Origin of the sequence: Acinetobacter sp. YH12098 (assembly GCF_013419235.1) — a bacterium.
In the GTDB taxonomy this organism is placed as follows: domain Bacteria; phylum Pseudomonadota; class Gammaproteobacteria; order Pseudomonadales; family Moraxellaceae; genus Acinetobacter; species Acinetobacter amyesii.
On record NZ_VPAO01000035.1, the window covers coordinates 22,340 to 49,042 of the forward strand.

Consider the following 26,703-nt stretch of genomic DNA (forward strand, 5'->3'; position numbering starts at 1 on the left):
GTGTGCTGGGTAAAAGTTGATCACATAAAACTATCGATAAAATATGACAATGCTTTGAAGCTAATGTTGCAAACTGATGAAATAGGCGTTTAGATTTCGCTGCGTGAAAATTGCAAAACATTAAATGGGCGCATAAAAAAAGAGGCTATCTCAGCCTCTTAGGTGTAAAACTCACCAAAATTGTCTAAACATCAGTCTATTTAAGTTGTAGTTGCACGTCGTTTTTCAATCAGCTTGCCAAAGAACAAACCCAGCTCAAACAGCATCCACATGGGAATGGCCAGCATGATCATCGAAAGCGCATCGGGTGGCGTGGCAAACATGGCGACAAAAAAACAGCCGACGATAATAAAACGACGCTTCTCCACCAAGGTTTGAGTAGATACCACCCCGATTAAAATCAAAATTAATGTGATGATCGGAATCTCAAAGGTCAGTCCAAACACCAAAAAAAGCTTTAAGCAGAAACTTAAATAACTATTGATGTCCGTCATTGGGGCGACTGTTTCAGGGGAAACACTCATAAAAAAATGCAGGATGGATGGTAGGGCAACCCAATAGGCAAAGGCAATTCCGGCATAGAAGAGGACGATACTGCCGAATAATAAGGGCATCGCCAAATGCCGCTCTTTTTCATACAGTGCAGGTTTGATGAAGGCCCAAAGTTGATAAATCACGAAGGGCATCGCGAGCATTAGCGCGACAAAGAAATTCAGCTTAAACGGCGCCATAAAGGTGGCGGTCACATCCGTTGCGATCATGGATGAGGTCATCGGCAACTGCGCACGCAGAGGCTCTGACATCAATTGATAGCTTTGATTGGCAAAGGGCAATAAACAAAAGAACAGAATCAAAATAAGCCCTGTAATTTTGATCAAATGCCGACGCAAAATCACCAAATGTTTGGTGATCGGCATTTCTTCCAAATCAGGCACAGTGTTCTGTGAATTATTCAGTGAAAGATCTGTCATACGGCCACCTGATATTCTGCTAATGCATCGGTCGAACTTAATACAGGAGCTTGATCTGTTTTAATTTCGTGCTTTATTTTCATTTGGGGTGTAACCACGGCAAATATCGTGCTCTGACCACGTTCGATGTACTGATAACGTGGGGATAAATTTTTATTGTCAGGTAGGACTGCTTCTTGTTGTTTTTGCGCAGTCTGTTCTATGGGGTGTTGCGTTTGTTGCAATTCATTCATCTGAGCCTGCATACGCGCTTCGAGCTGTTGAATACGTTGCATTTCTTTTTGCATTTCTTCACGAAGTTCGGACATGCGAAGTTCACGGTCAATATCTGTTTGCACGTTACTGATCAGTCGTTTAACTTTCCCGTACCATTTGCCTGCAAAGCGGATACCTTCAGGCAGTTTTTCCGGGCCGAGTACGATCAGCGCAATAATGCTGAACACCAGTAATTCGCTAATACCAATATTAAGCATTATGACAACTCCTTAGCTTTGAACTGAGGAATTGGTTTTATTTTGAGCTTCATGCTCTAGCGTGCGAGGCTCATTAAGCTGTGTGTTTGCTGCGTCTTCATCACGCATCGACTTTTTGAAATCTTTGACCGCGCCGCCGACATCTTTGCCCAAGTTTTTTAGTTTTGATGTACCAAAGAGTAAAATCACCACAATTGCAAAAATCAGTACATGCCAAATCGATAGTCCAGCCATCTTGTTATCCTCTTGTTGGTCTGCACAACATTTCAGCAGTTGTAGATGACAGTGAAGTGACCAAGATGTTGCAGTTTAAAGACAGCCGCGAAGCTTATGTTCAGTGTTACTATGCATAGATTGAGCAGTGAGGGTGGTGTAGTGGCGTTTCTTCTTCCGATATTGGGTTTTTTAAGTGGCCTCGGATTGGCATCATTATCAGGAACATCATCGCTCAAATCGATTTTCTCTAGCTTACTTGCACGCTGTTTTATTCCAGCCGTGATCATCTACAACATGGTGTTCTATCAAGCAGGCAGTTTAGCACTCATGCTCTTTAGCTTTAGTGTTGCCGTGCTGATGTTTTATTTATTTCGCTGGCTGTTAAAAGATAGTTTACGTGCCTTGTGTGTCAGTTATTTGAACTTGGCTTGGCTGGGTTTTCCTTTTGCATTAGCACTTTTTGGCCCTGAAATTAGTGCAGCGATGGTGGCTCTGTATGTCGGTGGCTCTATCTTTGGCAATATGTGGGCCGTGACAGCCGTCAGTTCAGCCCAACTCCCATGGTCGAGCGTGATGCAAAAAGTGGCGATGTCACCGCCTGTATTTGCCTTGATGATTGCAGGTGTCTGTCGAATAGTTGGACTGCAGCATTTAGAAGAACATCAGATCTTAGATTGGCTCTATCAAGCTGCAAAAATTGGAATGAGTTTCACAGGGATGTGTGTCTTAGGCATGTGGCTGCGTCAAACCAAGGTACAATGGCGTGATCTGATGAACAGTAGTCGTATTTATGCGATGAAACTTACCGTTGGCGCGGTGATCTGTAGTTTGAGTTATGCCTTTCTTCCGATTCCCCAGATCGAGAAATATATTGGGGTGATGTTTATGCTGTTCTGCTTACCCCCTGCAGCGAATATTGTGGCTTTAGAAACGCATTATCAAGGAACAGGCACTTCGGCACGTTATATTGCTTCAGGCACGATTATGAGCTGTATCGTCGTCAGTTTTTATGGGTTAATTTTGCATCTTTTTTCGCTTTAAAATGAAAAGTGAATTATAGATGCCCGCAAAGGGCGACTACTTGGGCTGTTTTCGAATCTGCCAATCACGCACGAGGGCGTATATCATTGCGATACCTATCAGGCCTGGAAATCCAACCTGACCTTGCGACAGATTAAGCATGATCGACAGTACGATCAACACTGCAAAAATAGCGTAGGTGGCACGAAAGCCTGAGGTGAGCGGGTAGGTTAGTTGCACATGGCAATGAGGGCAGCTTATTTTTTGAAAACCAAGAAAAGAGCGTGTTGGGATTTCAGTTGAGGTGTGATGACATGCGTTGCATATGATCTGTATCGGTTGAAGTGCCATAATTATTCTATTTTTATTCAGGGATTGGAGTTAATCTTTGGCATTAAGATTAACTCCAATTTAAATTATTTCAAACTTGCTTTAAATAATTTCATCGCCTGACCACGATGGCTGATTTTATTTTTTTCTTCTTTTGATAATTCAGCACTAGAAACATTCAGTTCTGGCAGCCAAAACAGTGGGTCATAGCCAAAGCCATTTTCACCACGTGCTGCTTCCATCACTTCACCGCGCCAAACCCCTTGGAAAATTTGTGGGAGTGGGTCTTCTGCATGTTGGACCAAAGCCAAGACACATACAAACATCCCTTCGATGGCTTCACCCTCTTTACGGAGTGGTTTGAGGTCAGCAAGCAACTTGGCATTGTTAGCGGCATCATTGCCATGTTCACCTGCATAGCGCGCAGAGTAAATCCCTGGTGCGCCACCGAGTACAGGAACGCAAATGCCAGAATCATCTGCAATGGCTGGCTTGCCTGAAATTTTCGATGCGTGACGCGCTTTGATAATGGCATTTTCAACAAAGCTTAGACCGTCTTCGATGGCATCTTCAATGTTCAACTGACCTTGTGGAATCACTTCAACAGGAAGATTAAGCTCGGCAAACATTTTTTCAAATTCTGCAATTTTGCCTTTGTTATTACTTGCAAGCACCAAAGTGCCTTGAGATAACCAATCAGTTGAAGCCATGTGAATATTCACCATAAAACAAGATTTGAGGCTATTTTAACAAGATGCTGTGGCTGACAGGCAATAAAAAAGCACCCGAAGGTGCTTTTTAAGATTCAAAAACTTATTGTGCTTGAATCCATTTGTCCGCACGGTCACGTGCTTGACGGATTTGGTCTTGGCTTAAGTTCGCTGCTAAAGCGGTTTTTTTGCCTTCAGACAAGCTAATCACTTTGTTGTCGAGCATGCCATCACGGGTAGAAAGCTCATACCATTGGTATGCACCCATGTAGTTTTTCTTTTGCTCTTCCATCATGGCTAAGTTAAAGCTTGCGCGGTTATCACCACGGCTGGCTGCTTTTTCGAAATATTGACGAGCAAGCGCTTCATCTTTTTTAGTCCCAATGCCATCAGCGAGCATACGACCCACATTGAGCTGAGCTGCAGATAAACCTTGATCGGCAGCAGCTTTGTACCATGCAAAAGCTTGACGTTCATCTTTTGCAACGTCTTTACCTTGTTGATATTTAGTGCCTAAGTAAAACTGAGCACCAGGCTGACCTGCTTTAGCAGCTTTACTTAAGCTGTGAATATCCATAATTGAATATTGTGCAGCTTGGCTAGAAACTGAAGATGATGGAGCAACATAATCCGCATGGGCTTGTATGCTAAAAAGTCCAATCAGTAGCGTCGTGCTTAATAATAATTTTTTCATAGAGCGCTCACTCGATAAATTGCGACTTCACCAAATAGATTTGGGAGACGTTTACTCAGTAAACTATCTTGTTGATCCCCATTCACGGCAAGTCGGTTAATAATCCGGATGTTATTTTCAGCACACAGCGCTTCAAAATCACGGAAAGTACATAAATGAATATTGGGCGTGTTATACCACATATAGGGTAACGCGTCTGAAACAGGCATCATTCCTTTTAATGCAAGGAAAGAACGAGTCTTCCAATGTGCAAAGTTTGGAAAGGTGATAATGGCCTGTTTCCCCACACGCACCATGTCTCTTAAAAGAACGTCTGGTGCATCTACAGCTTGCAAGGCTTGTGCCATAACCACATAGTCAAAAGACTGGTCGGCAAAGCGACTTAAACCTAAGTTCAAGTCCTGTTGGATGATATTTAACCCGCGACTGACCGCAATTGCAATCTTTTCTTGATCAATTTCTAAGCCATATGCACGAATATTGTGCTTTTTGCTCATATGTGCAAGCAGTTCACCGTCACCACACCCTAAATCGAGTACGCTTGAATCTGGTTTAATCCAACGTTCAGCCAGTTGATGATCAATACGCATTAGTTGGTCTCCTTCGGTGTTTCTTGCAGGTGTTTTACACCGCCTAGGAATGCACGTAAGCTTTTCACATATAACGGAATCGGGAACAAGAAAGAGTCATGACCTTGTTCAGCATCAATATCCACATAGCTCACAGGCTTATGATTACTAATTAATGCATCTACAATTTCTTGCGAACGAGCAGGGGTAAAACGCCAGTCCGTTGTAAACGAAACAACTAAAAATTGACACTTGGTTTTAGACATCGCGGTTTTTAATGATTGCTCATATTCACGTGATGGATCGAAATAATCTAAAGCCTTGGTCATGATCAAATAGGTATTGGCATCAAAGTTACGGCTAAATTGCTCACCTTGATAACGCAAATAACTTTCGACTTGGAATTCGACGTCAAAGCCATACATAAATTTACCTGACTTTAAGTCACGGCCAAATTTTTGTTTCATGGCTTCTTCAGAGAGGTAAGTGATATGACCCACCATACGGGCCAAGATCAAACCACGCTTAGGATAACTGTCATTTTCTAAATAGCGACCATCATGGAAATCAGGGTCAGACAAAATCGACTGACGCGCCACTTCGTTAAAGGCAATGTTTTGCGCAGACAGTTTTGGTGTACTGGCAATAATCACGCACTTTTGTAAACGATCTGGATAGTCCACAGACCATTGTAGAGCTTGCATGCCCCCTAAAGAGCCGCCAATCACCGCATACCACTGCTGAATCTCTAAACGATCAGATAACATGGCTTGGGTTTTGACCCAGTCACGGACAGTCACTAATGGGAAATCAGGACCATAAGGGCGATTGTCATTTTCAGGATTTGGAGAGGTCGGTCCAGTAGAACCGCTACAGCCGCCAATATTATTTAGTGCTACGACAAAGAATTTTGACGTATCAATAGCTTTGCCTGGTCCAATACATGCATCCCACCAACCCGGCTTACGGTCATCTTCATGATGATAACCTGCAGCATGGTGATGGCCTGACAGTGCATGACAAATCAAAATTGCATTGGATTTGTCTGCATTCAGTTCGCCATAAGTTTCAACCATGAGCTCAAAACGTGGGAGTATGCGATCGCATTCGAGCTCTAACGGCTCTTCAAAAATAAACTTTTGTGGGGTAACTAAGCCCACTGAGTCAGCTGGAAAAGACACAGGAATAATTCGCCTTAAATCTTTAGTATGAATAATAAAAGGATACCACTTGAGGGTATCCTTCTAAAGTCATTTTATTGCTATTTGATATTTATAGCATTGAATTAGACTGCAGCAGCAATCACTTGTTCAGTACTCAAAACACCTTGTTCAATTAAACGGTTAGTGCTGGCAATAATCGCCTCGATAGATGCGGTCACGATGTTGTCATGCACACCTGCGCCGAATGCAGACTTACCTGTACCTTTCACTTGAAGCTCAATTAAAGCCAAGGCTTTAGCATGTGCGCCTGAACTGATGCTACGTTCTTCATAGTTCAAGACATCAATCGGTAACTGCAAGGCATTTAAGATGGCAGAGATTGGGCCGTTGCCTTCACCGCGTAATTGCTGGATCTCACCGTTCACTTCGACATCAAGCTCAATGACTTGTTTGCCATTTTCATCATGTAAGCGGTAGTTTTTCGCCGCATAATGCGTATCTTTGGCCGCCACATAGGTGTCTTTAAACAATGACCAGATCGCTTGCGCAGAAATCTCGGTACCGTCTTCATCTGTTTTTTGCTGTACGATTTGCGAGAACTCAATTTGAATACGGCGAGGCAACACCACGTTGTAATTTGATTCTAACAAGTACGCAATACCGCCTTTACCAGACTGTGAGTTGACACGGATCACCGCATCATAGTCGCGGCCCAAGTCTTTCGGGTCGATTGGCAAATAAGGCATATCCCACATTTCTTCGTTCTTTTGGAACTCGAAACCTTTTTTAATGGCATCTTGGTGCGAACCAGAGAACGCGGTGAAGACCAAATCACCGGCATACGGATGACGCGGGTGTACCGGCAAGCCTGTGCATTCTTCAATGATTGAAATGATTTCGTTAATGTTTGAGAAATCTAAGTTTGGCGCGACACCTTGGGTATACATATTCAATGCAATGGCTGCAACGTCGACGTTACCTGTACGTTCACCGTTGCCAAACACACAGCCTTCGACGCGGTCAGCACCAGCCATAATCGCCAACTCAGAAGCGGCAATACCGCAGCCGCGGTCGTTATGACAGTGTACAGAAATGATCACACCGTCACGGCGCTGAATATTACGGTGCATCCATTCCACTTGGTCGGCATAGACATTTGGACCTGAAACTTCAACCGTTGCAGGCAAGTTTAAAATCACTTTGTTCTCTGGAGATGCTTCCCAAATTTCAGTTACCGCATCACAGGCATCTTTAGCCACTTCTAATTCTGTTGCAGTAAAACACTCTGGACTGTATTGGAATACAAATTCAGTTTCAGGCTGTTTTGCAGCGTATTCTTTGACTTTCGTTGCAGCATTAATCGCTAATTGTTTTGCACCAGCAACATCAACATTCAACACTTTATTGCGGAAGGTTGGAGAATTTGAGTTGTAGATATGCACGATGGCACGTTTAGCACCTTGTAATGATTCAAATGTACGTTGAATCAAATGATCACGTGCTTGAACCAAAACTTCGATGTACACATCATCAGGAATATGACCGCCTTCGATCAACAAACGAGTGAAATCAAAGTCGATTTGTGATGCAGAAGGGAAGCCGATTTCAATGTGTTTGAAACCAATTTTCACAAGCATTTGGAACATTTTGAACTTTTGTTCAATGTTCATTGGCTCGAAGATCGCTTGGTTACCGTCACGAAGGTCGGTACTCATCCAGATCGGCGCTTTATTGATTTCGTTATTTGGCCATTGACGGTCTGGTAAGTCTACACGTTGGTACATGCGACGGTATTTTTTGCTTGGATCTGCCAACATCATGTGAAAACTCCTTATAGCACCGTGGATAAACGGCAAGGTACTACTTATATAGATTGTGTCTATTCTAGCAATTTACAAGTTTAATTTCGGAGTCTTTAGTCGAAAGTCGAAATAAATCTGTAAAGATTCACATGACTTAGCTTTACCGTAAGCTCGTAAATGTATAACTAAATATTAGTCCATATATTCCGGAAATAATTTCCTATTTTTGCGTCAAGATGCCATTACTGGAAAATATTTTTCTATAAAATTAGCTTTTTTGAAAAATATAATCTTTATTAATCTCATCGACGGTGGCTGTTCCCATCAATGCCATCGTAATCTCAAATTCTTCTTTCAGTATTTTGAGTACATGTGCAACGCCTAAAGCGCCCGCTGTAGCTAAACCATAAATGCAGGGACGGCCGACTAATACGGCAGATGCACCCAAGGCTATCGCTTTAAACACATCTGAACCACGACGAATACCACCATCATATAAAACTGGGAAATCCAGAGGCACAACTTTTTTAATCAGTTCTAAGGCGGTGAGAGGGGAAATGCAACCGTCCAGTACGCGCCCACCATGATTCGACACAATAATGCCTTGTACACCGTGTTGCAGGGCAAGTTCAGCATCATGTGGACTAACAATGCCCTTTAAAATAATTGGTAATGAGGTTTTTTGACTCAGCCAAAGGATATCCGCCCATGTCGGTGCGATTTTCATCAGACCGTTAAATACGGGATGGTCGCCATCATTGAGCTCAGGCAATGGGATATGTGCAGGGGTATGTGGATGCTGCATGCCTTCAGGCAAATGAAAAAACACTCGACGTTCACGGTCACGAATCCCTGTATGCGGGGAATCAATGGTGACTACAATCGCTGTGTAAGCATGTTCTTCTGCCATCTTGACCAGTGATAATGACTTTTCGCGTTCTCCTTGCCAATATAATTGGAACCATTTGTAAGGATTGTCCTGCTTTAACTCACGCATATCTGTATTGGTAAACGTGCTGAGGATCATATTGCTGCCAAGGACTTCGGCGGCGAGGGCTGTTGCAGCTTCAGCATCAGGATGAAATTGTTGTTGGTGACCAATGGGTGCTACAAAAATAGGATGCGGGAAACGTTGCCCTAAGATTTCGATTTGGGTATGACCTTGGGTTAGATCTTTCAGCATACGTGGTAGCAGTTGTATCTGTTCAAACTGAGACAAATTGCCACGGACACTGTGTTCATCCATCGAGCCGCCTTGCAAGTACTGCCACACCATGTTGGAAAGGTGTTTTTCAGCCTCGACTTCATAATCTGCAATGGTTTGCAAATGAGCTGGAATCTGAGTGAGTGGCGCTAAAATGTTGTGATCAGTCATTGTCAGTTTGTCCATGTCTATTGACCTTGAGCTTTAAATTTCGGCCCATTTGCGGATAAGGTTGTGATACAGACTAGTCAACTTGACGACTTCACTATGTGCATCACCCAATTGCATACGCAAATTTTGAATGCTTTGATCGAGATTAAATAACATGTGACGCTCAGCATCTTCACGGATCATACTTTGCAACCAAAAAAATGATGCAATACGACAGCCTGCAGTCACAGGAGTAACTTCATGCACACTGGTAGATGGATACAAAATCAAATCTCCGGCAGGCAATTTCACTTCGTGGTAGCCATAGGTGTCTTCTACCACAAGTTCACCGCCTTCATATTCTTCGGGTTCACTTAGAAAAATCGTGCAGGACAAATCGGTACGAATTTTTTGATTGCTGTCGGGCATCCAGCGAATGGCATTGTCGACATGGAAACCAAACGTTTCACCATTTTCATAGCGGTTAAAATAGGGCGGCAAAATATTGAGGGGGAGAGCCGCTGATGTAAAAAGCGCGTGTTGTGACAATTCATGCAGAATAATGTCACCTAAATGCTGTGTTAATGGATGGTCTATATCTAGCTGTTGGTTGTTTTTTACATTTTTAGACAGTGAGCCCGTAGTTTTTTGACCATTAATCCATTCTACTTTTTGCATTTCTGTGCGGAAGTAGTTGACCTGTTCTTTACTCAATACATTTGGGATATGGTGAATCACGGCCTAACCCTTTGGAACTGTAATATTAATGTTTTGATCATATACAAAAATAGCCTCGAAGCGAGGCTATTTGAGTCAATACCATAAATTATTTATGGTATTTATTTTTTCTTAGTATTTGAAGTTTACAGACAGAACTGCGTTGCGACCTTCTGCTTCAGTGGCATAGTGAGATGCGTAGGCTTTAGTGAAATAACGTTTGTCAGAAAGGTTATTTACATTCAACTGTAAATCCACATTTTTGTTAACGGTATAACGCGCCATAGCATCGTAGCGTACGTAGCTTGGAACCCATTTCGTATTGGTAGCATTACCAAATACTTTATCCATGTAGGTAGCGCCACCACCGATTGTGAACTGTGGAAGGACTTGGTAAGTTGTCCAAAGTGTCGCGCTATTTTTCGCCACGTTTTGAACTTGATTGCCATCATTAGTCGCCGTACCATCATCGACTATTTCGCTATCTAAATAGGTATAACCAGCAGCAATAGCCCATTTATCAGTAATATTACCATTAGCGCCAAGTTCAATACCGTCTACACGAGTTTCACCGATATTACGAGTAAAGCCATCTGTATCTGTTGCACGAGTATTTTCTTTTTCTGTACGGAAAATTGCGGCAGTTAGATTTAAACGATTATTAAGGACATCCCACTTAGTTCCTAACTCGTAAGTTTTTATTTCTTCCGGTTTTAGGTTGTTCATTGCACGAGCTTGTTCTTCAGTCGTATTACGGCCTGGTGCACCAATACCTTCTGAACCATCACCAGCATCTACACCAACTGGGTTTGCTGAAGTTGCATAGCTCGCATAAATAGAGCCATTTTCAACAGGTTTAAATGTTAAACCAGCTTGATAGTTGAAGAAGTCTGAATCACTGTTTAGTTTAAGCTTATCACCAACTTGAGCCGTTGGTAGTACCGGTGGATTTGCTGTTGGGTTGCCTAATACAGCACTATTACGAGCACCATAAGTCATGGTCGAGTCAGTTTCAAATTTATCCCAACGTACACCTAAGTCAAGTAACCATTGAGGGTTGAATTCGATATTATCGAGAAAATAAACTGAGGTCGATTTTGATTTAATATTGTATAAATCTGCGCCATCCGTGCTAATACTGCCTGTCCATGGCCCACGATTCGGGTTTTGAACAGACGTACACCAGCCTGCAGGAGCTGTAGACGGACACGTTTGGCTTGCACTACCTGTTGCGTTGTCTCCATTAATAATATATTGGGTGCGATCCGTTTCTTGATCTGAGTATTCAGCGCCTAAGTTAAAGCTATGTAACAGAGAACCGGTATTAAATTTCCCTGTCAAAGCCAACTGGTCGGTAAAGGTTTCAGTATCGGCGATACGTGAGTTTACACGCGCCCAAACATTACCTGTCAATGTACCAGTAGTTTTATCGTAGATGTTGCCTTTCGAGTCATCTGGGTTTGTCCACAGGTAATCATTTTTAGACTTGTTATAAACAGTAGTATTACTAATCGTTAGATTGTCAGTGAGGTCATGTTCTAACTTAATCGTACCGACTTGGTTTTCCTGTTTTTGGAAATCACGATCTTTCCAGCCGTAGTAGATGCCTTGTTTGACATCAATCGGTTTTCCTGAATATTGCGAATATCCAGTTGGATTGCTGTATGGCACACCAGAGTCAGGTGTATCGTCAGATTTTAAGTAGTAATAACCTAAAGTCGCGCGAGTAGGGGTATCTAAACCAAAAGTAATGCTTGGCGCGATTCCGGCACGTGCATATTCAGCACCATCTGCTTGACCCGCTTTTTCATTTTTATGCCCCATGACCGCAACACGTGCAGCAACGCCATTACCAAAGTCTTTGTTACTGTCTAGTGTGATACGTTGATAATTGTCTGTACCTGCACCAACTGAACCTTCTAAAAAGTCACCTTTTTTCGCAACCTTAGAAATCATGTTGATACTGCCGCCAGTTGTACCTGCACCACCCATGGCAGAAGCAGAACCTTTGGTCACTTCAACCTGTTCAACCGCAAACATTTCACGGTTTTGTGAAGTTGAGTTGCGCACACCATCGACATACATCGAGCTTTCAGTGTTATAGCCACGGATAAATGGACGGTCACCATTTGGGTTACCACCTTCACCAGCACCTAAAGTAATGCCTGGTACCGTACGTAAAGCATCACTTAAAGTTGTGACTTGAGTATCTTCGATCAGTTGTTTCGAAATAACTGAAACTGATTTTGGTGTATCAAGGAGCGGGGCAACAAATTTTGAACTTGCTGATATATCAACTTTAAAGCTCGGTGCTTTTTCAGCAGCAACTTCTTGGCTAATGGTTGGAAGTTGAGTGACTTGATCTTGTGCGATTGCATTTACAGCAATAACAGAAAGTGACGAAGCAATTGCTGAAGAAACAATTTTCTTACGTGTTTTGATGAAGGCCATTTCAAACCTGATTTGGAATAATGAATTTGTATGCGAATAATAATGATTCTTATTTGTTCTTTCATCTTTATACGATTGTAAATCACGATGAATAATTAAAATGTGATAGTAGTATTTAATGTAATGATATAACAAACTAAAATTAAGCTAATGTTTTTATTGAATATTGAAAAAATAAGTTATTTTTATTTGTTTAATTGAGATTATAAATATAGACATGATTGTGAATTAAATAAGAATAAATCGTAAATTGTTGATGTAAAAAAACCTGCCGAAGCAGGTTTTTTTTATAAAGTGTTATTTAGAATTTAAAGGTTGTACTTAATTGCACACGGCGACCTTCTTGGGTGTTGCTGTAAATATTATATGCACTACCATTTATAACTTCATACTTATTAAAGTCTTTGTCAAAGATATTATAAAGAGCTACGCCAACATCCCATTTATCATTAACTGCATAATTTGTACCTAAATGCACTAAGCCATAAGCTTCGTAGTCACCTAGGGCATTATAAACGGTCAAATCATCACCCGTTAAATTTGTGGTTTTGAAACGAGAGCGCTCAGTACGATATTCACCACGAAGCCATAAGTCTGCATTGTCTGCCACATTCCACTTTAAAGTAGCATTGAACATATGTTCAGGCGTGTCTTGTAACTTTTTACCTTTGTCTTTGCCTTTAGTTACTTCTGTTTCTGTCCAAGTGTAATTAAAGTTTAATTTCCAATCTTCGGCAAAGCCCCAGTTAATACCTAACTCTGTACCATAAATTTCGACTTCATCGACATTGTCTGGACGAGTAACTGTAAATGCACGATCACTTGATTGGTTCAGCCACTGCCAAGGTGTTCCGAGGCCAGTCAAATAGTCAGCACAGGCTTGGTTGACTAAACACTCTCCTGGTTTTCCACCCGTATTTACAGATGTATCTGTAATTGCACCGCTCACAATTTTGTCTTGAACCGTGCTTAAAAAGCCAGTTAAGTTAATATTTAAATTATTGTTCGGTGTGAAATATACGCCAAGTTCAAAATTATCACTTGTTTCAGGTTTTAGATTTTGATTACCAAAAATAGGCAGAGCGCCTTGGCGGCCAACATTAACAACCCCATTTGTTAATTGTTCTAGACGAGGAGCTTTATAGCCTTCCGAATATCCACCTTTAACCGTCCATGTATCATTAACATTCCATACTGCATAAGCACGTGGGGTAATGAAATCACCAAATGTGTCGTGGTCGTCATAACGTAAACCAAGTGTCAGTGCTAAGTTTGGTAACACATTCCAGGTATCTTCAGCAAATAAACCAATCTGTGTAAAACTTACTTCAGGTTTTGCAGCACGTAATCCATCTGAAACACTGGCATCCCACCATTGTCCCCCAAGCGTTAAACGATGGTTCTCAATTGCATTGACCGATAATTTTGTATCAAAAATCGTATCTTCACTCTCAATTGTTCGTGGAGTTTTTGTGGTTAAATCACCGTTTTGCATACGAGATGGGATAAGGCGGCCGACAGTTTCACTTTCATTTCGAGTCAAACTACTGTCTAAATCACCAATATTTGTACGCCATTGATGGGCAACAACATACTTGTCTCGATTAAACTCCATTTCGTCATCATAACCACCCGCTGGACCGACTGTACCCAATTGGAAGCCGGTAGAGTTTTTAGGGTTTTTATACGATTGACGGTGTGATTCTACATCGAGAGATAAATCATGATTCTCTGTTGGGGTTAAAGTTAAGCGAGCACCCAATGTATCAAGTTTGCCTTCAGATGGATTATTTCCGGTACCTAGAGCAGATTGGTCAATGTCACGTGTAACATTTGATTCATCACGCTCCCAATGCTTGGCACGAATTTGCAAACCTAGCAGATCTTGTACGATTGGTCCTGTAGCGTAAAGGTCGACACTGCGTTGATTACCGAAGTCTGAACTTTTTGGAAGAATAGAGCCTTCTAAACTAATTGAACCTGTCCATTCATGTGATACTTTTTTAGTAATAATATTAACGACACCACCCATCGCATCTGAACCATAAAGCGTAGAGGCAGGGCCATGAATGATTTCAATACGCTCAATTGCAGAAAGTGGAGGGATAAAATTATTCTTCGTTTCTCCAAAACCATTTGGAGTAATGTCACCAGTACTATTTTGACGACGACCATCAATCAAAACTAGCGTATATTCAGAGGGTAAACCGCGGATACTAATATCTAATCCACCCGTTTTTCCCGCTGTAGGGCTAATATCAACACCCTCTACATCACTTAACGCATCAGCAAGAGATGTAATGCGTTTTGTTTTGAAATCTTCTTTAGTTAATACCGTAATTGATGCCGGAGCATCTGTTACTTTTTGTTCATAACCAGCCGCAGAAACAACAATGGTCTCCATCTGTTGAGCTTGAGATTCAGTCGTTTCAGCATGTGCGAAACTCGTAGTAGTTACAATTGCCCCAAATAAAGCAGCGGAAAGAGGGTTGAGATTAAATTTACTCATAAAAGAATTCCAAATATGGACGAGATAAATATATGAAAATAAATTAAAAAAAATATCATTAAGAATAATAGTGAGAAAGTTTCTCATTTTCAACAATTAATTAAAAAATAATCAATATTTCTTCGAAAAAAGCTGAAAAATTCTAAAAATAAGAAGGGCATCCATGCCTGAATTTATAGTGTTATAATCCATTTTTGTATATCTTTAATTGTTGTCATATAATGTGGCACTTTTTTTTAAAACTGTTTTAACTAACAAATTATCGAGGAAGCCATGCAAGTAACTTCTGAAGCGGTTTCGGGCGTTGCCCGTCGTTTAAATGTATCTGTACCGACGAGCCGTATTAACGAGCAGTTTGAAGCTCGCTTGAAACGCACTGCCAAAACTGTGAAGATCAACGGCTTCCGTCCAGGTAAAGTACCTGTAAACGTTGTTCGTCGTGAATACGGTGCTGGTATCTATCAAGAAGTTGTAAACGACATCATTCGTGACACAGTATTCGAAGCGATCCAACAAGAAAAAATCAATGCTGTTGGTATGCCAAACATTGAAAAAACTGAAATGAAAGATGATGCTTTAGTTTATGAAGCAACTGTAGAAGTTTATCCAGAAGTTGAAGTTAAGTTCGAAGGTCTAGAAGTTGAACGTAAAACAACTTCAGTTGACGACAAAGACGTTGAGAAGATGATTGAAAATCTTCAAAAACAACGCGCTTCATGGGTTGAAACTAAAGGCATGGCTAAAAAAGACATGCAAGTAACTTTCGACTTTGAAGGTACTGTTGATGGCGAGAAGTTTGAAGGCGGCGCTGCTGAAGACTTTAAACTCGTTCTTGGTTCTGGTCGTATGATCCCTGGCTTCGAAGACGGTATCGTTGGTATGAAGAAAGGCGAAGAGAAAGTTATCGATGTAACTTTCCCTGAAGACTACCAAGCTGAAAACCTTGCTGGTAAAGCTGCTCAATTCAAAATCACTGTTAAGCTTGTTGAAAAACAAAAACTTCCAGAAGTTGATGCTGAATTCTTAAAAATCTTCGGTCTAACTGAAGAAGAAGGCGTTGAAAAGCTGAAAGCTGACGTGCGTAAAAACATGGAACGTGAAGTGAAAAACGGTCTTCGTAACCAAGTGAAAGGTGCAACTTTTGATGCGCTTGTAGCTGCAAACGAAGTAGAACTTCCAGAAGCAATGGTTGCTCAAGAAATTGACCGTCAACGTCAACAAATGATCCAACAATTCACTCAACAGTTTGGTGCTCAAGGCGCTAAAGCGTTTGATTCAAGCATGCTTCCAGATGACCTATTCAAAGAGCAAGCTGAAAAATCAGTTAAACTTGGCGTATTAGTCAGCAAAGTATTAGCTGATGCTAAAATTGAAGTTGATGCTGCACGTGTTGATGCTTACATCGAAGACATGGCTTCTTCTTACGAAGATCCTAAAGAAGTAATTGAATACTTCAACAACGATAAACAGCAACGTGCTCAAATCGAAGCTGTTATTCTAGAAGACCAAGTTGTAGATCACATCTTAGCTTCTGCTAAAGTAACTGATACAACTGTGAGCTATGAAGACTTATTGAAAGAGCAACAAGCTCGTCAACAAGGCTAATTTCTAGCTTTCAAAAAAAGGCGCATTAAGCGCCTTTTTTTATCGAAATTTGCCCCCAAATAAGTTGTCCTGATTTCACAATGCTTATGAAAAAAATATCTGTTATTTAATTGGGAATCTTTTGCAATTTCGACAAATATCCCTCATATTGTGAATTATGGGTTGAGTCAGAAAAATTTAGGAATAAATAACGTATGTATGTTCCAACAATTGAAAACGCACTAGTACCAATGGTGGTAGAACAGTCATCTCGTGGCGAGCGTTCTTTTGATATTTATTCACGCCTTTTGCGTGAACGTGTGATTTTTTTAACCGGTGAAGTTGAAGACAACATGGCAAATTTGATTGTTGCCCAAATGTTGTTCTTAGAAGCAGAAAACCCAGATAAAGATATTCATTTATATATCAACTCACCAGGCGGTTCGGTTACTGCGGGTATGGCGATTTACGATACCATGCAATTTATTAAACCTGATGTTGTGACTTACTGCATGGGGCAAGCAGCATCGATGGGTGCATTCCTGCTTAACGCCGGTGCTAAAGGCAAACGTTACTGTCTTGAAAATGCCCGTGTCATGATTCACCAACCACTCGGTGGTTTCCGTGGTCAGGCATCTGACATTGAAATTCATGCACGTGAAATTCTATTCATCAAAGAACGTTTAAATCGTTTAATGGCAGAGCATAGTGGTCAAGACTACGAAACTGTTGCTCGAGATACTGACCGTGACAACTTTATGACAGCGCAAGCTGCGAAAGAATACGGTCTTGTGGACGAAGTTTTATCTAAACGCCCATAAGTTTTAAAGAATTAATTATTGGAGTGAATATGTCCGAACATCCTCAAGGACAAAAGCATTGTTCATTTTGCGGTAAAACGCAGTCTGAAGTCGGGAAACTGATTGCAGGTGAGGACGCGTACATCTGTAATGAGTGTGTGGACGTATGTCTTGACCTAGTTCAGACCAGTCAGCAAGTTGAATCAAATGACTGGGCAACTCGTCCTTTACCAAAACCGCATGAAATCCGTGCTGCGCTTGACCAATATGTGATTGGGCAAGATGTTGCGAAAAAGACCCTCTCTGTTGCGGTATACAACCACTATAAACGCCTAAAAGTTGGCACCAGTGGTAAAAAACCAGAAGACGGAGTAGAGATTTCGAAAAGTAACATTATGTTGGTTGGACCAACAGGTTCAGGTAAAACGCTGCTTGCTCAGACACTTGCGCGTCTTTTAGATGTGCCATTTGCGATGGCAGATGCAACGACTTTAACTGAAGCCGGTTATGTGGGTGAAGACGTTGAGAACATTGTTCAAAAACTCCTTCAAAAAGCCGATTACGATGTAGAAAAAGCACAAAAAGGCATTATCTATATCGATGAAATCGACAAAATTACCCGCAAGTCTGAAAACCCATCGATTACTCGTGATGTATCGGGTGAGGGTGTTCAGCAAGCGTTATTGAAAATGATCGAAGGTACGGTTGCGTCGATTCCGCCTCAAGGTGGTCGTAAGCATCCGCAGCAAGAATTTATTCAAATTGATACTTCAAATATTCTGTTTATCTGTGGTGGCGCATTCTCTGGTCTAGAGAAAATCGTACAGCAGCGTCAGGAAAAAGGTGGTATTGGCTTTACGGCTGAAGTGCGTAAGAAAGATGAAACTAAAAAATTATCTGACTTATTCCGCCAAGTTGAAGCGACAGATTTGGTTAAATTCGGTCTGATTCCTGAATTTATTGGTCGTTTGCCAGTCATTGCAACCTTGGAAGAACTCGACGAAGAAGCATTGATGCAGATTCTGACTGAACCAAAAAATGCATTGACACGTCAATACCAATATTTATTTGAAATGGAAAATGTTGACCTCGTATTTGAAGACTCAGCATTGCGTGCCGTGGCTAAAAAAGCCCTTGACCGTAATACGGGTGCACGTGGTCTACGTTCGATTTTAGAAAATTCATTGCTTGAAACGATGTATGACTTACCAAGTCGTTCAGATGTGGGTACGGTTGTCGTCAATGAAGCGGTGATTAATGGTGAAGCGGAACCTGAATTTAAATCAGAACGTCAACCAAAGAAAACTGAAGAAGCTGCACCGAAGTCAGATTTAAAAGTTGTAAACTCTAAATCTGCTTAAGCGCTATTCGTCTGAAACGTGTGTAAATCCAAGATTTGCACACGTTTTTTATTTCCAAAAATAAAAGCAGAATGTTAATCTCAGCAGGATGGCGTGGATGCCTGAATGTAAAAAACTGAAAACAAAAGTGTAAAAATAAAAAAAGACGCAGTGAGGGATAATCATGCGTGGAGTTGCAATTCTACTTTTAAGCAGTGTAGCGCTGCTGGGTTGTCATGGAAAATCAGCCGTTGAGCAAACGTCATTGGCTTCGACATTAAAGCCTGTGGATCCTGAAAGTACACCGGGTCATATTGAGCAATATCGATTGGGTATGTTTACCATTGGTGGTTGGGTCAATCAGAAACAAGGCCGACATTTTCAAGAAGTGAAAGCTCAGCATGATCAAGCAGCGATTGTGTATTTATATCGTCCAGACAGTAAATGGAATCGTCAAGAAATTGTGGCCAGCAGCTTATTTCTGAACAGTGAGCGTATTCCAAGTTTATTGAATAATCATTATTACTGGGTGGAGTTACCGGCAGGGAATTACCGCTTATCGTCCAGTCGCCCTTTGGGGGTGAATCATTTTCAAAAGCCTAAATATTTAGACTTTGATGTTGAAGCAGGTCAATCCTATTTCATCAAATATGATGAAGAGAATTTATCCAGTAAAAGAACGGTTTCAGGGCCATTGCTGCTCATGCCTGAAAAAATTGGTCGAAATGAAATCGCATTTACAGAGTTGAAATCCAACAGTTTTAACTTTGTGGCAGAAGATCAAAACACTGGAAAAGTGCGGAAAAGTGCGCAGAAGTTGAAGGCACCTCATTATGATCCTGCGGAAGATGTACAGTTGACCAAGCCTTTTAAACTGTGGAATCCATTAACTTGGTAATGTAATTAGCTCGTGTTTTTTAGTGTAGGAAAATATTAAATAGAGAATGTCATTCGGCAAACAGCCTAAATATTGACATTAAAAAAGCACCCGATGGGGTGCTTTTTTAGATCTTGAATGTGGCGAAATTAGTTCGCAGCAGCATCAACTACTGGGATTTTACCAATTTTTGCTTGCCAGATTTTTGGTGCAGTTGCGTGTACAGAAGTACCATTCACGTCAACAGCTACAGATACCGGCATGTCTTTTACAACAAATTTGTAGATCGCTTCCATACCTAAGTCAGCGAAAGCAACCACTTCAGCTTCACGAATCGCTTTTGATACTAAGTAAGCAGCACCACCAACAGCCATTAGGTAAGTTGCTTTGTTGTCTTTGATTGCTTCAACAGCAGCAGGGCCACGATCCGCTTTACCAATCATACCGAACATGCCAGTTGCTTCAAGCACTTGACGTGTGAACTTATCCATACGTGTTGCAGTTGTTGGGCCAGCAGGACCAACGACTTCGTCACCGACTGGATCAACAGGGCCAACGTAGTAAATAAATTTACCTTTTAGGTCAACTGGAAGTTCTTCACCTTTGTTTAACATGTCAACCATACGTTTGTGCGCAGCGTCACGACCTGTATAGATTGTACCGTTAAGAAGTAGTGTGTCACCTGGTTGCCAAGAGTTCATTTCTTCTTGAGTGATGTTATCTAAGTCAACACGTTTAGACGTTGATGAATCCCAAGTCACTGCAGGGTAGTCTTCAAGGCTAGGCGCTTGAATATGCGCTACACCTGAACCGTCTAATTGGAAATGCGCATGACGAGTTGCAGCACAGTTTGGAATCATACCTACTGGTTTACCCGCAGCGTGACATGGGTAGTCTTTGATTTTGATATCAAGAACAGTGGTTAAACCGCCAAGACCTTGAGCACCAATACCTAAAGCATTTACTTTTTCGAAGATTTCGATACGAAGTTCTTCGATTTGGTTTTGTGGGCCACGACGAAGTAATTCGTCCATGTTGATTTCTTCCATCAATGCTTCTTTTGCAAGCATCATGGCTTTTTCAGCAGTACCACCAATACCGATACCGAGCATACCAGGAGGACACCAACCTGCACCCATTGTTGGAACAGTTTTAAGTACCCAATCTACGATAGAGTCAGAAGGGTTAAGCATTGCAAGCTTAGATTTATTTTCTGAACCACCACCTTTAGCAGCAACAGTAATATCAACTTTATTACCCGGAACGAGTTTGTAGTGAATTACAGCAGGGGTGTTATCTTTGGTATTTTTACGACCAAAAGCAGGATCAGCTAATACTGATGCACGAAGAATGTTTGAGTTTTCAAGATAACCTTGACGTACACCTTCGTTGATTGCATCGTCTAGGCTCATGGTTAAATCAAATTTAACGTCTAAGCCCACTTCAAGAAATACGTTCACAATACCCGTATCTTGACAGATAGGACGATGGCCTTCTGCACACATACGAGAGTTAATTAAAATTTGTGCAATCGCGTCTTTTGCGGCTTTGTTTTCTTCACGGTCATACGCACGGCTCATCGCTTGGATGAAGTCCTGTGGGTGATAGTAAGAAATGAACTGAAGCGCATCTTTTACCGATGTGATCAAGTCATCTTGCTTGATAATAGTTGTCATACAAATATCTCTTGAGCGGGCTGATAGCTAGCGGGCTAAATTATAAGACAAAAACACAGTTGTGTGGGTATTTCGCTTAATCTTTGGCCGAAAGTTTAATGGGCTTAAACAGTGCCATGTTTCGCTGTCATAAATGGCCTGAAAATGACGTTTTCACTGTCATATTTCATGAAATATTTGTCACAAAACTAGAGGGGGAGATATGTTTTTGTTTTTTAAATTATTGAAAATTAATAATATTTATTATTTTTAAATATTTCATATTTGTCATATAACTGTCATAAAACTTTTACATAATGACGTCATCAAAGTTAGAGTGTGAAATATATGGTTACTCCAGTGTTGTCAGTTATTGGTTTTTCTCTGTTTATCGCAGCAACTTGGTTCTATGGTCAACAAGAAGATCAAGCCTAAAGCTTTATCTTCTTTTTTTTTGCTTAAAATTTTATAAAAATAATATTCTTCTTCAAATCTTCAAATCTTCAAATCTTCAAATCTTCAAATCTTCAAATCTTCAAATCTTCAAATCTTCAAATCTTCAAATCTTCAAATCTTCAAATCTTCAAATCTTCAAATCTTCAAATCTTCAAATCTAATCATGAGTAATAGCTAATTTTTAGTCTTGGCATTAGTTTGCCTCAGAGTGATAATCATCGTTGATCGCTAGAGCTTTCAATTTTTTACTAAACTTTAATTATCAACGCTAAATTTTGAAGTAATTACTTGAGAGATAAAATAAAAATGAGCTCTATTACTGTACCTTCAACTGTTGAATCAGATTGGGAGATACTGAAAAATTTACGGCTAGAAGCATTACAAGACAGTCCCGATGCATTTACAGCAACTTTTGAAAAAACCAAAACTCATAGTGATTCTGAATGGCGTGATAGAGTTGCGCAAAAAAGACCATGCCAGTTTCTATTGGCATTTGACGGAATGAGAGCTGTAGGCATGGTTGGAGGTACTATTGATAAACAGCATGAATTTACTGTAGTTGCAATGTGGTTGTATGAGAATTATCGGGGAAACAGTGTTGCTGATCTTTTAATATCTAGTCTACAAAATATGCAGCAAACCAAGGTTATACAAAAATTGTACTTCGTGTTGAATTAACTAATTTACGAGCTACTCAATTTTATTCTAAACAAGGTTTTATAAAAGTTCTTGAGCAATCTTCTTTAAAATCAGGCTTAGAGCTTAGCAGTCAAAAAATGGAGTGCTTGCAGTTCTTTTAATGGTCAACTTTTTTCGTATATAAGTGCTTAAAAAAAATAACTCTAATTTTTATATTATCAAATATTTATATTAAACATTTGTTTTATTTTTCATGTAATTGTCATGGGATTGCAAGTGTATTGTCATACAGAGTCTTTAGGTTATTGCAGTATTTCTCAAGGACCAAAGAGGTTAGACGTTGAATTACAAAGCACTCATCTGCTGTATGGTTTTCACCCCCATGCTGACAATGCAGGCAGCACAAGCAGAATTTATTAAAGATAGTAAAGCAGAAATAGATTTTAAAAATTATTATTTTGATCAAGATCAAGAGCCTAACGATAAAGATTCGACAGTTTGGGGACAAGGTATTGAATTGAGTTATCAATCTGGCTTTACCGAAGGTCAAGTCGGTTTTGGTTTAGATGCTACTGCGGCAGCAGGTATACGTTTAGACGGCAGTAAAGATAAAGCCAAAAATTCGTTGATGTTTCCTTTAGAAGGTGATGGTAGTCCAACAAATTATTGGACACGTGCATATCCCACTTTAAAAGCGCGCTATCAGAAAACTGATGTAAAAGTCGGGGAGTTACGCCCTAATTTACCCATTTTAAGTCGAAGCTTTGCTCGCTTGCTCGAATCTGCCTATTTAGGTGGTCAAGTCACTTCTAAAGATGTAAAGGGATTGACTTTAACGGGTGGTTACGTCACTAAAGCAATTCCACGTGCATCACGAGATGCTTCAAAGCTTTCTATTAAAGGCGCAACCGAAACCAGTGATGGGTTTATGTTTGGCGGTGCGGACTGGAAGCCCAATAAAAATTTAACGCTACAGTACTATGCCGGTGAGCTGGATGATTTTTATGTACAGCAATTTATCGGCGTGAAACACAAATTTCCATTCAGTGAAAACCAGAGTTTTAATACGGACTTACGTTTATTTGATACTCAAGCGACTGGAGCTAATGAGCGTGGTGAAAAAGGCTATGGAGCTAAAGTAGATAACCAGACAGCCAGTGTGGATTTCAAATACAAATTTAAAAATCATCAGCTGCAATTTGGCGCGCAAAAAATTGGTGATGATGGCGATTTTCTGCATATGAATCAGGGCAGTTTAGATAATGGTGCAGATGGGACTTTCATTTACTTACCAACCAACCGTTTGTTGCAGAACTTTACCAATGCTGGTGAAAAGTCCACATGGTATGGCTATCGATATGACTTTAATGATCAATACTTGAAAGGGCTGAATTTATCATTCATCAAAGTCCAAGGACGTGACTTTGGTAAATGTGGTTGTGCAACTGAGTCCGAAATTGACTATACCTTGCGTTATAAAGTGCCGGAAGGCAAATTCAAAAATTTAGGTTTTACCGCTCAGTACGGAAAATTCAAAAAAAGTACAGGAACAAAGCAGGAACAAAGCCGTATCTACTTAACCTACACCCTGCCAATTTTCTAATCCAAAACTGATCAGATTAATTTATTAATAAGTTTATAGAGAAATAAAAATGAATCATATTAATTCGAATCGTCGTCAATTCTTAAAGGGTTTGATGGGAGTCGGGTCTTTAGCGTTATTTTCTGGACTGAGTCCAGTAAGCACGTGGGCAAATGCCAAATTTCCGATTAGCCCGTTTCAATTAGGCGTTGCTTCAGGTGAACCTTGGCCAGATGGCTTTGTGATTTGGACGCGTGTTGCACCATATCCACTTTCTGTAGATGGTGGGATGCCGAAGGAAGCTGTTGAAGTGGATTGGGATATTGCTACAGATATTGAATTTAAGAAAATTGTGCAAACTGGGAAGGCGCAGGCACATCCTGACTTACATCACACAGTACATGTAGAGATAAGTGGTTTAGCACCGATGACACGCTATTATTATCGATTTAGATTGGCTGGTTATGAAAGTTCTGTAGGTACAGCAAAATCAGCACCTGCCGCGCACCAAATGCCAGAACGAGTTCGAGTCGCTGTAGTGGGCTGTCAGCATTATGAAACGGGTTATTACACGGCCTATGACTACTTGAGCAAAGAAAAAGAGATAGATTTAGTTTTCCACTATGGTGACTATATTTATGAAGGACCAGAGGGTAAAGGTGGGGGGCGTGCAATTGGAGATTTAAGAATTTCAATTCCTGCACGTCAACATATTGGTCCGGAAATTCAAACTTTACTGCAATATCGTATTCGTTATGCACAGTACCGTGCGGATCCCGATTTACAAGCTGCACATGCATCTGCACCTTTTGCGATGACGTTTGATGATCATGAAGTAGATAACAACTGGGCTGCAGATATTGAAGAAAAAGGCGAGAAGAAAGACATATTTTTGCTGCGCCGCGCAGCAGCGTTTCAAGCGTGGTACGAATATATGCCTGTACGCTTAAAACAGAAGCCGAACGGTCCAGATATCCTTGCTTACCGTACTTTAGATTATGGCAAAATGCTACGGATGAATATTTTAGATACACGACAATACCGTTCTCCAATTTTATGCACCAAAGCTCAGTTAGAAGATGAGTTTGATAAAATAGATTACTGCCGTACTGAGAATAGCCGAAATGAGCAGGTTCTTGGTAAAGCACAAGAGCAATGGTTGGCGAAGCAAATGCGCCATGATAAGCGTTGGAATGTCTTGGCACAGCAAATTCAGGTTATGCCTTGGGTACGTTATAACAAATCAGGCAAAGCTTATTTTGGGAAAGATACGTGGAATGGCTATCCATACGCACGCGAGCGCTTGATTGAATCTATCAAAAAAAATGCACCTCATGGTAATACAGTAATTTTGTCAGGAGATTTGCATCAATATTTTGCAGCGAATATTCCAAGTGATTTGAATGATTTTAAGAGTCCATCGATTGCAACCGAATTTTTAACTACATCGATAACCTCTACCGGCAATGGTCAACCAATCCGTCCAGGGCAGGAAGATGTGCTGAAGTTAAATCCACACATCAAATTTATCAATGATCAACGCGGTTATCAGACTTTAGACTTTTTTAAAGACTATATGCGTACAGACTTAAAGGTTCTAGACTTTGTTGAAAAACCAGGTGGAAAAATGACGACCGTAGCAAGTTTTGAAGTGGCTTACGGCAAGCCAGAACTGAAGCAGATTGAATCTTAATAAAACGGTATCAAAATACTTCTGCTAAATTAAATAAAGCGCTTAGATGGTTCTAAGCGCTTTATTTTTATATTGGACATGCACATCTATTAAAAACCACTGCCCTGCATTTAATCTACTATCTATGCAATGAGACAAGATGCTGATTTTTTTAATCAGATTTTTTGTGTGTGGCAGAAATAAGATGGTTAATTTCAGTTTTGGCTTTAATCATATCGGCTTGGAATTGTGGATCTGCCTGCAAGCGTGAAAATTGCGCTGCTCCCATAATACGGCCAGCATCGACATCACTTTGCCAATGCATATTGCACACGACTCGGCTTTGACCAAATTCAATACCACGTTTAAGAATTTGACTTTGACGCTCAGGACGTAACTCTGCTAAGACTAATGCATATGTCCAACCGATAGTTGTATGTCCAGAAGGATAGGAAACATATTGATTTTTTTCATCTTCTTCTTCAGGAGTACAAGTGCTGACATTAAAATAGCCATATGGACGTTCACGGCTATATTTCTTTTTTGCAGTTTGAGTAGAGTATCTACTATCAAGTTTAATCTTTCTTAAAATTTCAAATAAAATAGGTGTATTTTTCTCATTAATTTCTACACCAAATGCATGTGAAAAAGGTCGCCCTAAGTGTGCATTTGAAACATCCGCATCAATTTGTGCTTGCTGCCAGCGAGCTGTATTTTTCAAATATTGAGATTGTTTAAAAATACTTTGATCACGAATAAAATCTGCACTATAGGCTTGTGGAGGAGTAGATAATATTTCAAGACTATTTGGAGCTGAGTCAGGTGTTAGATATGAATCTGCGGCCATGGAGTGTGCGCTTAAGCAAACCCATATTAATGTAGAGATGGCGCATGGAGTATAAAATTTTAAGTTTGTCATGATATAGCTAAGTTATGAATAATTAAAAAAGCGCTCATACCATAAGCAATAATATTGACTCTAAGATGACAAGAATTAGGGTCTGTTGACATTTGTTGATTAAAAAAATAGCGAGATAGTAAAATTAAATCGCCAAACCCAATTTTACACTCGCTATGCCTCGAACAATGCTAAATGATCAACACTGGTCCAAGTTACTT

The 26,703-nt window shown here is 40.5% G+C and carries 22 protein-coding genes; 8 read left to right on the forward strand and 14 right to left on the reverse strand.

Features of this window, described 5'->3' with window-relative positions:
• Positions 1-200: 200 nt before the first annotated feature.
• The 3 genes from tatC to tatA are packed head-to-tail and all read right to left on the reverse strand — an operon-like array spanning position 201 to position 1,678.
• Positions 201-971 carry a twin-arginine translocase subunit TatC gene (gene tatC, locus FTU38_RS12110; RefSeq protein WP_180111316.1) on the reverse strand — a complete coding sequence of 257 codons (771 nt, stop codon included), beginning with the start codon at positions 969-971 and terminating at the stop codon, positions 201-203.
• Complete coding sequence (gene tatB, locus FTU38_RS12115) at positions 968-1,444, reverse strand: Sec-independent protein translocase protein TatB (RefSeq protein WP_180040547.1); 477 nt, start codon at positions 1,442-1,444, stop codon at positions 968-970. The genes tatC and tatB overlap by 4 nt, the downstream gene beginning before the upstream one ends.
• Positions 1,445-1,456: 12 nt before the next feature.
• A complete protein-coding gene (gene tatA / locus FTU38_RS12120) occupies positions 1,457-1,678 on the reverse strand; it encodes a Sec-independent protein translocase subunit TatA (protein WP_078189673.1) in 222 nt (73 codons plus the stop codon).
• A gap of 141 nt (positions 1,679-1,819) precedes the next feature.
• Between tatA and FTU38_RS12125 the strand changes: the two genes are divergently transcribed.
• Positions 1,820-2,701, forward strand: coding sequence for a permease (locus FTU38_RS12125; protein ID WP_180111318.1), 882 nt, complete (start codon positions 1,820-1,822; stop codon positions 2,699-2,701).
• Between the two features lie 395 nt (positions 2,702-3,096).
• Here FTU38_RS12125 and rdgB read toward each other — a convergent pair whose 3' ends face one another.
• The 9 genes from rdgB to FTU38_RS12170 form a co-directional block, all read right to left on the reverse strand.
• Positions 3,097-3,720 (reverse strand): RdgB/HAM1 family non-canonical purine NTP pyrophosphatase, encoded by a 624-nt coding sequence (rdgB, locus tag FTU38_RS12130; protein WP_180055642.1) that lies wholly within the window; start codon positions 3,718-3,720, stop codon positions 3,097-3,099.
• Between the two features lie 103 nt (positions 3,721-3,823).
• Positions 3,824-4,414 (reverse strand): tetratricopeptide repeat protein, encoded by a 591-nt coding sequence (locus tag FTU38_RS12135; protein WP_078189669.1) that lies wholly within the window; start codon positions 4,412-4,414, stop codon positions 3,824-3,826.
• Positions 4,411-5,004 (reverse strand): methionine biosynthesis protein MetW, encoded by a 594-nt coding sequence (gene metW, locus FTU38_RS12140; protein WP_067763682.1) that lies wholly within the window; start codon positions 5,002-5,004, stop codon positions 4,411-4,413. The genes FTU38_RS12135 and metW overlap by 4 nt, the downstream gene beginning before the upstream one ends.
• Entirely contained in the window at positions 5,004-6,164 is a 1,161-nt protein-coding gene (locus tag FTU38_RS12145) for a homoserine O-acetyltransferase (RefSeq protein ID WP_168377871.1), read from the reverse strand. Before FTU38_RS12145 ends, metW begins: the two co-directional genes overlap by 1 nt.
• Before the next feature lie 104 nt (positions 6,165-6,268).
• Entirely contained in the window at positions 6,269-7,966 is a 1,698-nt protein-coding gene (gene leuA / locus FTU38_RS12150) for a 2-isopropylmalate synthase (protein WP_180111320.1), read from the reverse strand.
• A 250-nt stretch (positions 7,967-8,216) separates the two neighbouring features.
• Positions 8,217-9,323, reverse strand: coding sequence for an alpha-hydroxy acid oxidase (locus tag FTU38_RS12155; RefSeq protein ID WP_180111326.1), 1,107 nt, complete (start codon positions 9,321-9,323; stop codon positions 8,217-8,219).
• A gap of 33 nt (positions 9,324-9,356) precedes the next feature.
• The gene (locus FTU38_RS12160) at positions 9,357-10,040 is read right to left on the reverse strand and encodes a Fe2+-dependent dioxygenase (RefSeq protein ID WP_078192711.1); all 684 of its coding nucleotides are present in this window, start codon (positions 10,038-10,040) and stop codon (positions 9,357-9,359) included.
• Between the two features lie 111 nt (positions 10,041-10,151).
• Positions 10,152-12,470 carry a TonB-dependent siderophore receptor gene (locus FTU38_RS12165; protein WP_180010206.1) on the reverse strand — a complete coding sequence of 773 codons (2,319 nt, stop codon included), beginning with the start codon at positions 12,468-12,470 and terminating at the stop codon, positions 10,152-10,154.
• Positions 12,471-12,771: 301 nt separating this feature from the next.
• Complete coding sequence (locus FTU38_RS12170; protein ID WP_180010207.1) at positions 12,772-14,979, reverse strand: TonB-dependent receptor domain-containing protein; 2,208 nt, start codon at positions 14,977-14,979, stop codon at positions 12,772-12,774.
• Positions 14,980-15,252: 273 nt separating this feature from the next.
• Between FTU38_RS12170 and tig the strand changes: the two genes are divergently transcribed.
• The 4 genes from tig to FTU38_RS12190 all read left to right on the forward strand — a co-directional run bounded on the left by tig (position 15,253) and on the right by FTU38_RS12190 (position 19,601).
• Positions 15,253-16,584 (forward strand): trigger factor, encoded by a 1,332-nt coding sequence (gene tig / locus FTU38_RS12175; RefSeq protein WP_078192708.1) that lies wholly within the window; start codon positions 15,253-15,255, stop codon positions 16,582-16,584.
• A 194-nt stretch (positions 16,585-16,778) separates the two neighbouring features.
• Complete coding sequence (clpP, locus tag FTU38_RS12180; protein WP_078192707.1) at positions 16,779-17,384, forward strand: ATP-dependent Clp endopeptidase proteolytic subunit ClpP; 606 nt, start codon at positions 16,779-16,781, stop codon at positions 17,382-17,384.
• Positions 17,385-17,413: 29 nt separating this feature from the next.
• A complete protein-coding gene (gene clpX / locus FTU38_RS12185; protein WP_078189661.1) occupies positions 17,414-18,724 on the forward strand; it encodes an ATP-dependent protease ATP-binding subunit ClpX in 1,311 nt (436 codons plus the stop codon).
• A 163-nt stretch (positions 18,725-18,887) separates the two neighbouring features.
• A complete protein-coding gene (locus FTU38_RS12190) occupies positions 18,888-19,601 on the forward strand; it encodes a DUF2846 domain-containing protein (protein WP_180111322.1) in 714 nt (237 codons plus the stop codon).
• A 128-nt stretch (positions 19,602-19,729) separates the two neighbouring features.
• Here FTU38_RS12190 and FTU38_RS12195 read toward each other — a convergent pair whose 3' ends face one another.
• Complete coding sequence (locus tag FTU38_RS12195) at positions 19,730-21,256, reverse strand: fumarate hydratase (protein WP_078189659.1); 1,527 nt, start codon at positions 21,254-21,256, stop codon at positions 19,730-19,732.
• Between the two features lie 741 nt (positions 21,257-21,997).
• Between FTU38_RS12195 and FTU38_RS12200 the strand changes: the two genes are divergently transcribed.
• From FTU38_RS12200 to FTU38_RS12210, 3 genes are all read left to right on the forward strand, one after another.
• On the forward strand, positions 21,998-22,369 hold the full coding sequence (locus FTU38_RS12200) for a GNAT family N-acetyltransferase (protein WP_180010210.1): 372 nt from the start codon (positions 21,998-22,000) through the stop codon (positions 22,367-22,369).
• Positions 22,370-22,712: 343 nt separating this feature from the next.
• Positions 22,713-23,933 (forward strand): OprD family outer membrane porin, encoded by a 1,221-nt coding sequence (locus tag FTU38_RS12205; RefSeq protein ID WP_180010211.1) that lies wholly within the window; start codon positions 22,713-22,715, stop codon positions 23,931-23,933.
• A gap of 49 nt (positions 23,934-23,982) precedes the next feature.
• Entirely contained in the window at positions 23,983-25,605 is a 1,623-nt protein-coding gene (locus FTU38_RS12210; protein WP_180111324.1) for an alkaline phosphatase, read from the forward strand.
• Between the two features lie 151 nt (positions 25,606-25,756).
• Here the strand turns inward: FTU38_RS12210 and FTU38_RS12215 are convergent, their stop codons facing one another.
• Positions 25,757-26,431: a phosphatase PAP2 family protein gene (locus FTU38_RS12215; RefSeq protein WP_180010212.1), complete on the reverse strand. Its 675-nt coding sequence runs from the start codon at positions 26,429-26,431 to the stop codon at positions 25,757-25,759.
• Positions 26,432-26,703: the final 272 nt, after the last annotated feature.

Bases quoted from the DNA above. Each gene is read 5' to 3' on its own strand.
- FTU38_RS12190 (WP_180111322.1), top strand. From the start codon at position 18,888: ATGCGTGGAGTTGCAATTCTACTTTTAAGCAGTGTAGCGCTGCTGGGT.
- clpP (WP_078192707.1), top strand. From the start codon at position 16,779: ATGTATGTTCCAACAATTGAAAACGCACTAGTACCAATGGTGGTAGAA.
- FTU38_RS12205 (WP_180010211.1), top strand. From the start codon at position 22,713: ATGCTGACAATGCAGGCAGCACAAGCAGAATTTATTAAAGATAGTAAA.
- FTU38_RS12155 (WP_180111326.1), bottom strand. From the start codon at position 9,323: ATGACTGATCACAACATTTTAGCGCCACTCACTCAGATTCCAGCTCAT.
- rdgB (WP_180055642.1), bottom strand. From the start codon at position 3,720: ATGGCTTCAACTGATTGGTTATCTCAAGGCACTTTGGTGCTTGCAAGT.
- tig (WP_078192708.1), top strand. From the start codon at position 15,253: ATGCAAGTAACTTCTGAAGCGGTTTCGGGCGTTGCCCGTCGTTTAAAT.
- FTU38_RS12195 (WP_078189659.1), bottom strand. From the start codon at position 21,256: ATGACAACTATTATCAAGCAAGATGACTTGATCACATCGGTAAAAGAT.
- tatA (WP_078189673.1), bottom strand. From the start codon at position 1,678: ATGGCTGGACTATCGATTTGGCATGTACTGATTTTTGCAATTGTGGTG.
- FTU38_RS12210 (WP_180111324.1), top strand. From the start codon at position 23,983: ATGAATCATATTAATTCGAATCGTCGTCAATTCTTAAAGGGTTTGATG.
- FTU38_RS12165 (WP_180010206.1), bottom strand. From the start codon at position 12,470: ATGGCCTTCATCAAAACACGTAAGAAAATTGTTTCTTCAGCAATTGCT.
- FTU38_RS12170 (WP_180010207.1), bottom strand. From the start codon at position 14,979: ATGAGTAAATTTAATCTCAACCCTCTTTCCGCTGCTTTATTTGGGGCA.
- FTU38_RS12135 (WP_078189669.1), bottom strand. From the start codon at position 4,414: ATGAAAAAATTATTATTAAGCACGACGCTACTGATTGGACTTTTTAGC.
- tatB (WP_180040547.1), bottom strand. From the start codon at position 1,444: ATGCTTAATATTGGTATTAGCGAATTACTGGTGTTCAGCATTATTGCG.
- tatC (WP_180111316.1), bottom strand. From the start codon at position 971: ATGACAGATCTTTCACTGAATAATTCACAGAACACTGTGCCTGATTTG.
- metW (WP_067763682.1), bottom strand. From the start codon at position 5,004: ATGCGTATTGATCATCAACTGGCTGAACGTTGGATTAAACCAGATTCA.
- FTU38_RS12215 (WP_180010212.1), bottom strand. From the start codon at position 26,431: ATGGCCGCAGATTCATATCTAACACCTGACTCAGCTCCAAATAGTCTT.
- leuA (WP_180111320.1), bottom strand. From the start codon at position 7,966: ATGATGTTGGCAGATCCAAGCAAAAAATACCGTCGCATGTACCAACGT.
- clpX (WP_078189661.1), top strand. From the start codon at position 17,414: ATGTCCGAACATCCTCAAGGACAAAAGCATTGTTCATTTTGCGGTAAA.
- FTU38_RS12200 (WP_180010210.1), top strand. From the start codon at position 21,998: ATGAGCTCTATTACTGTACCTTCAACTGTTGAATCAGATTGGGAGATA.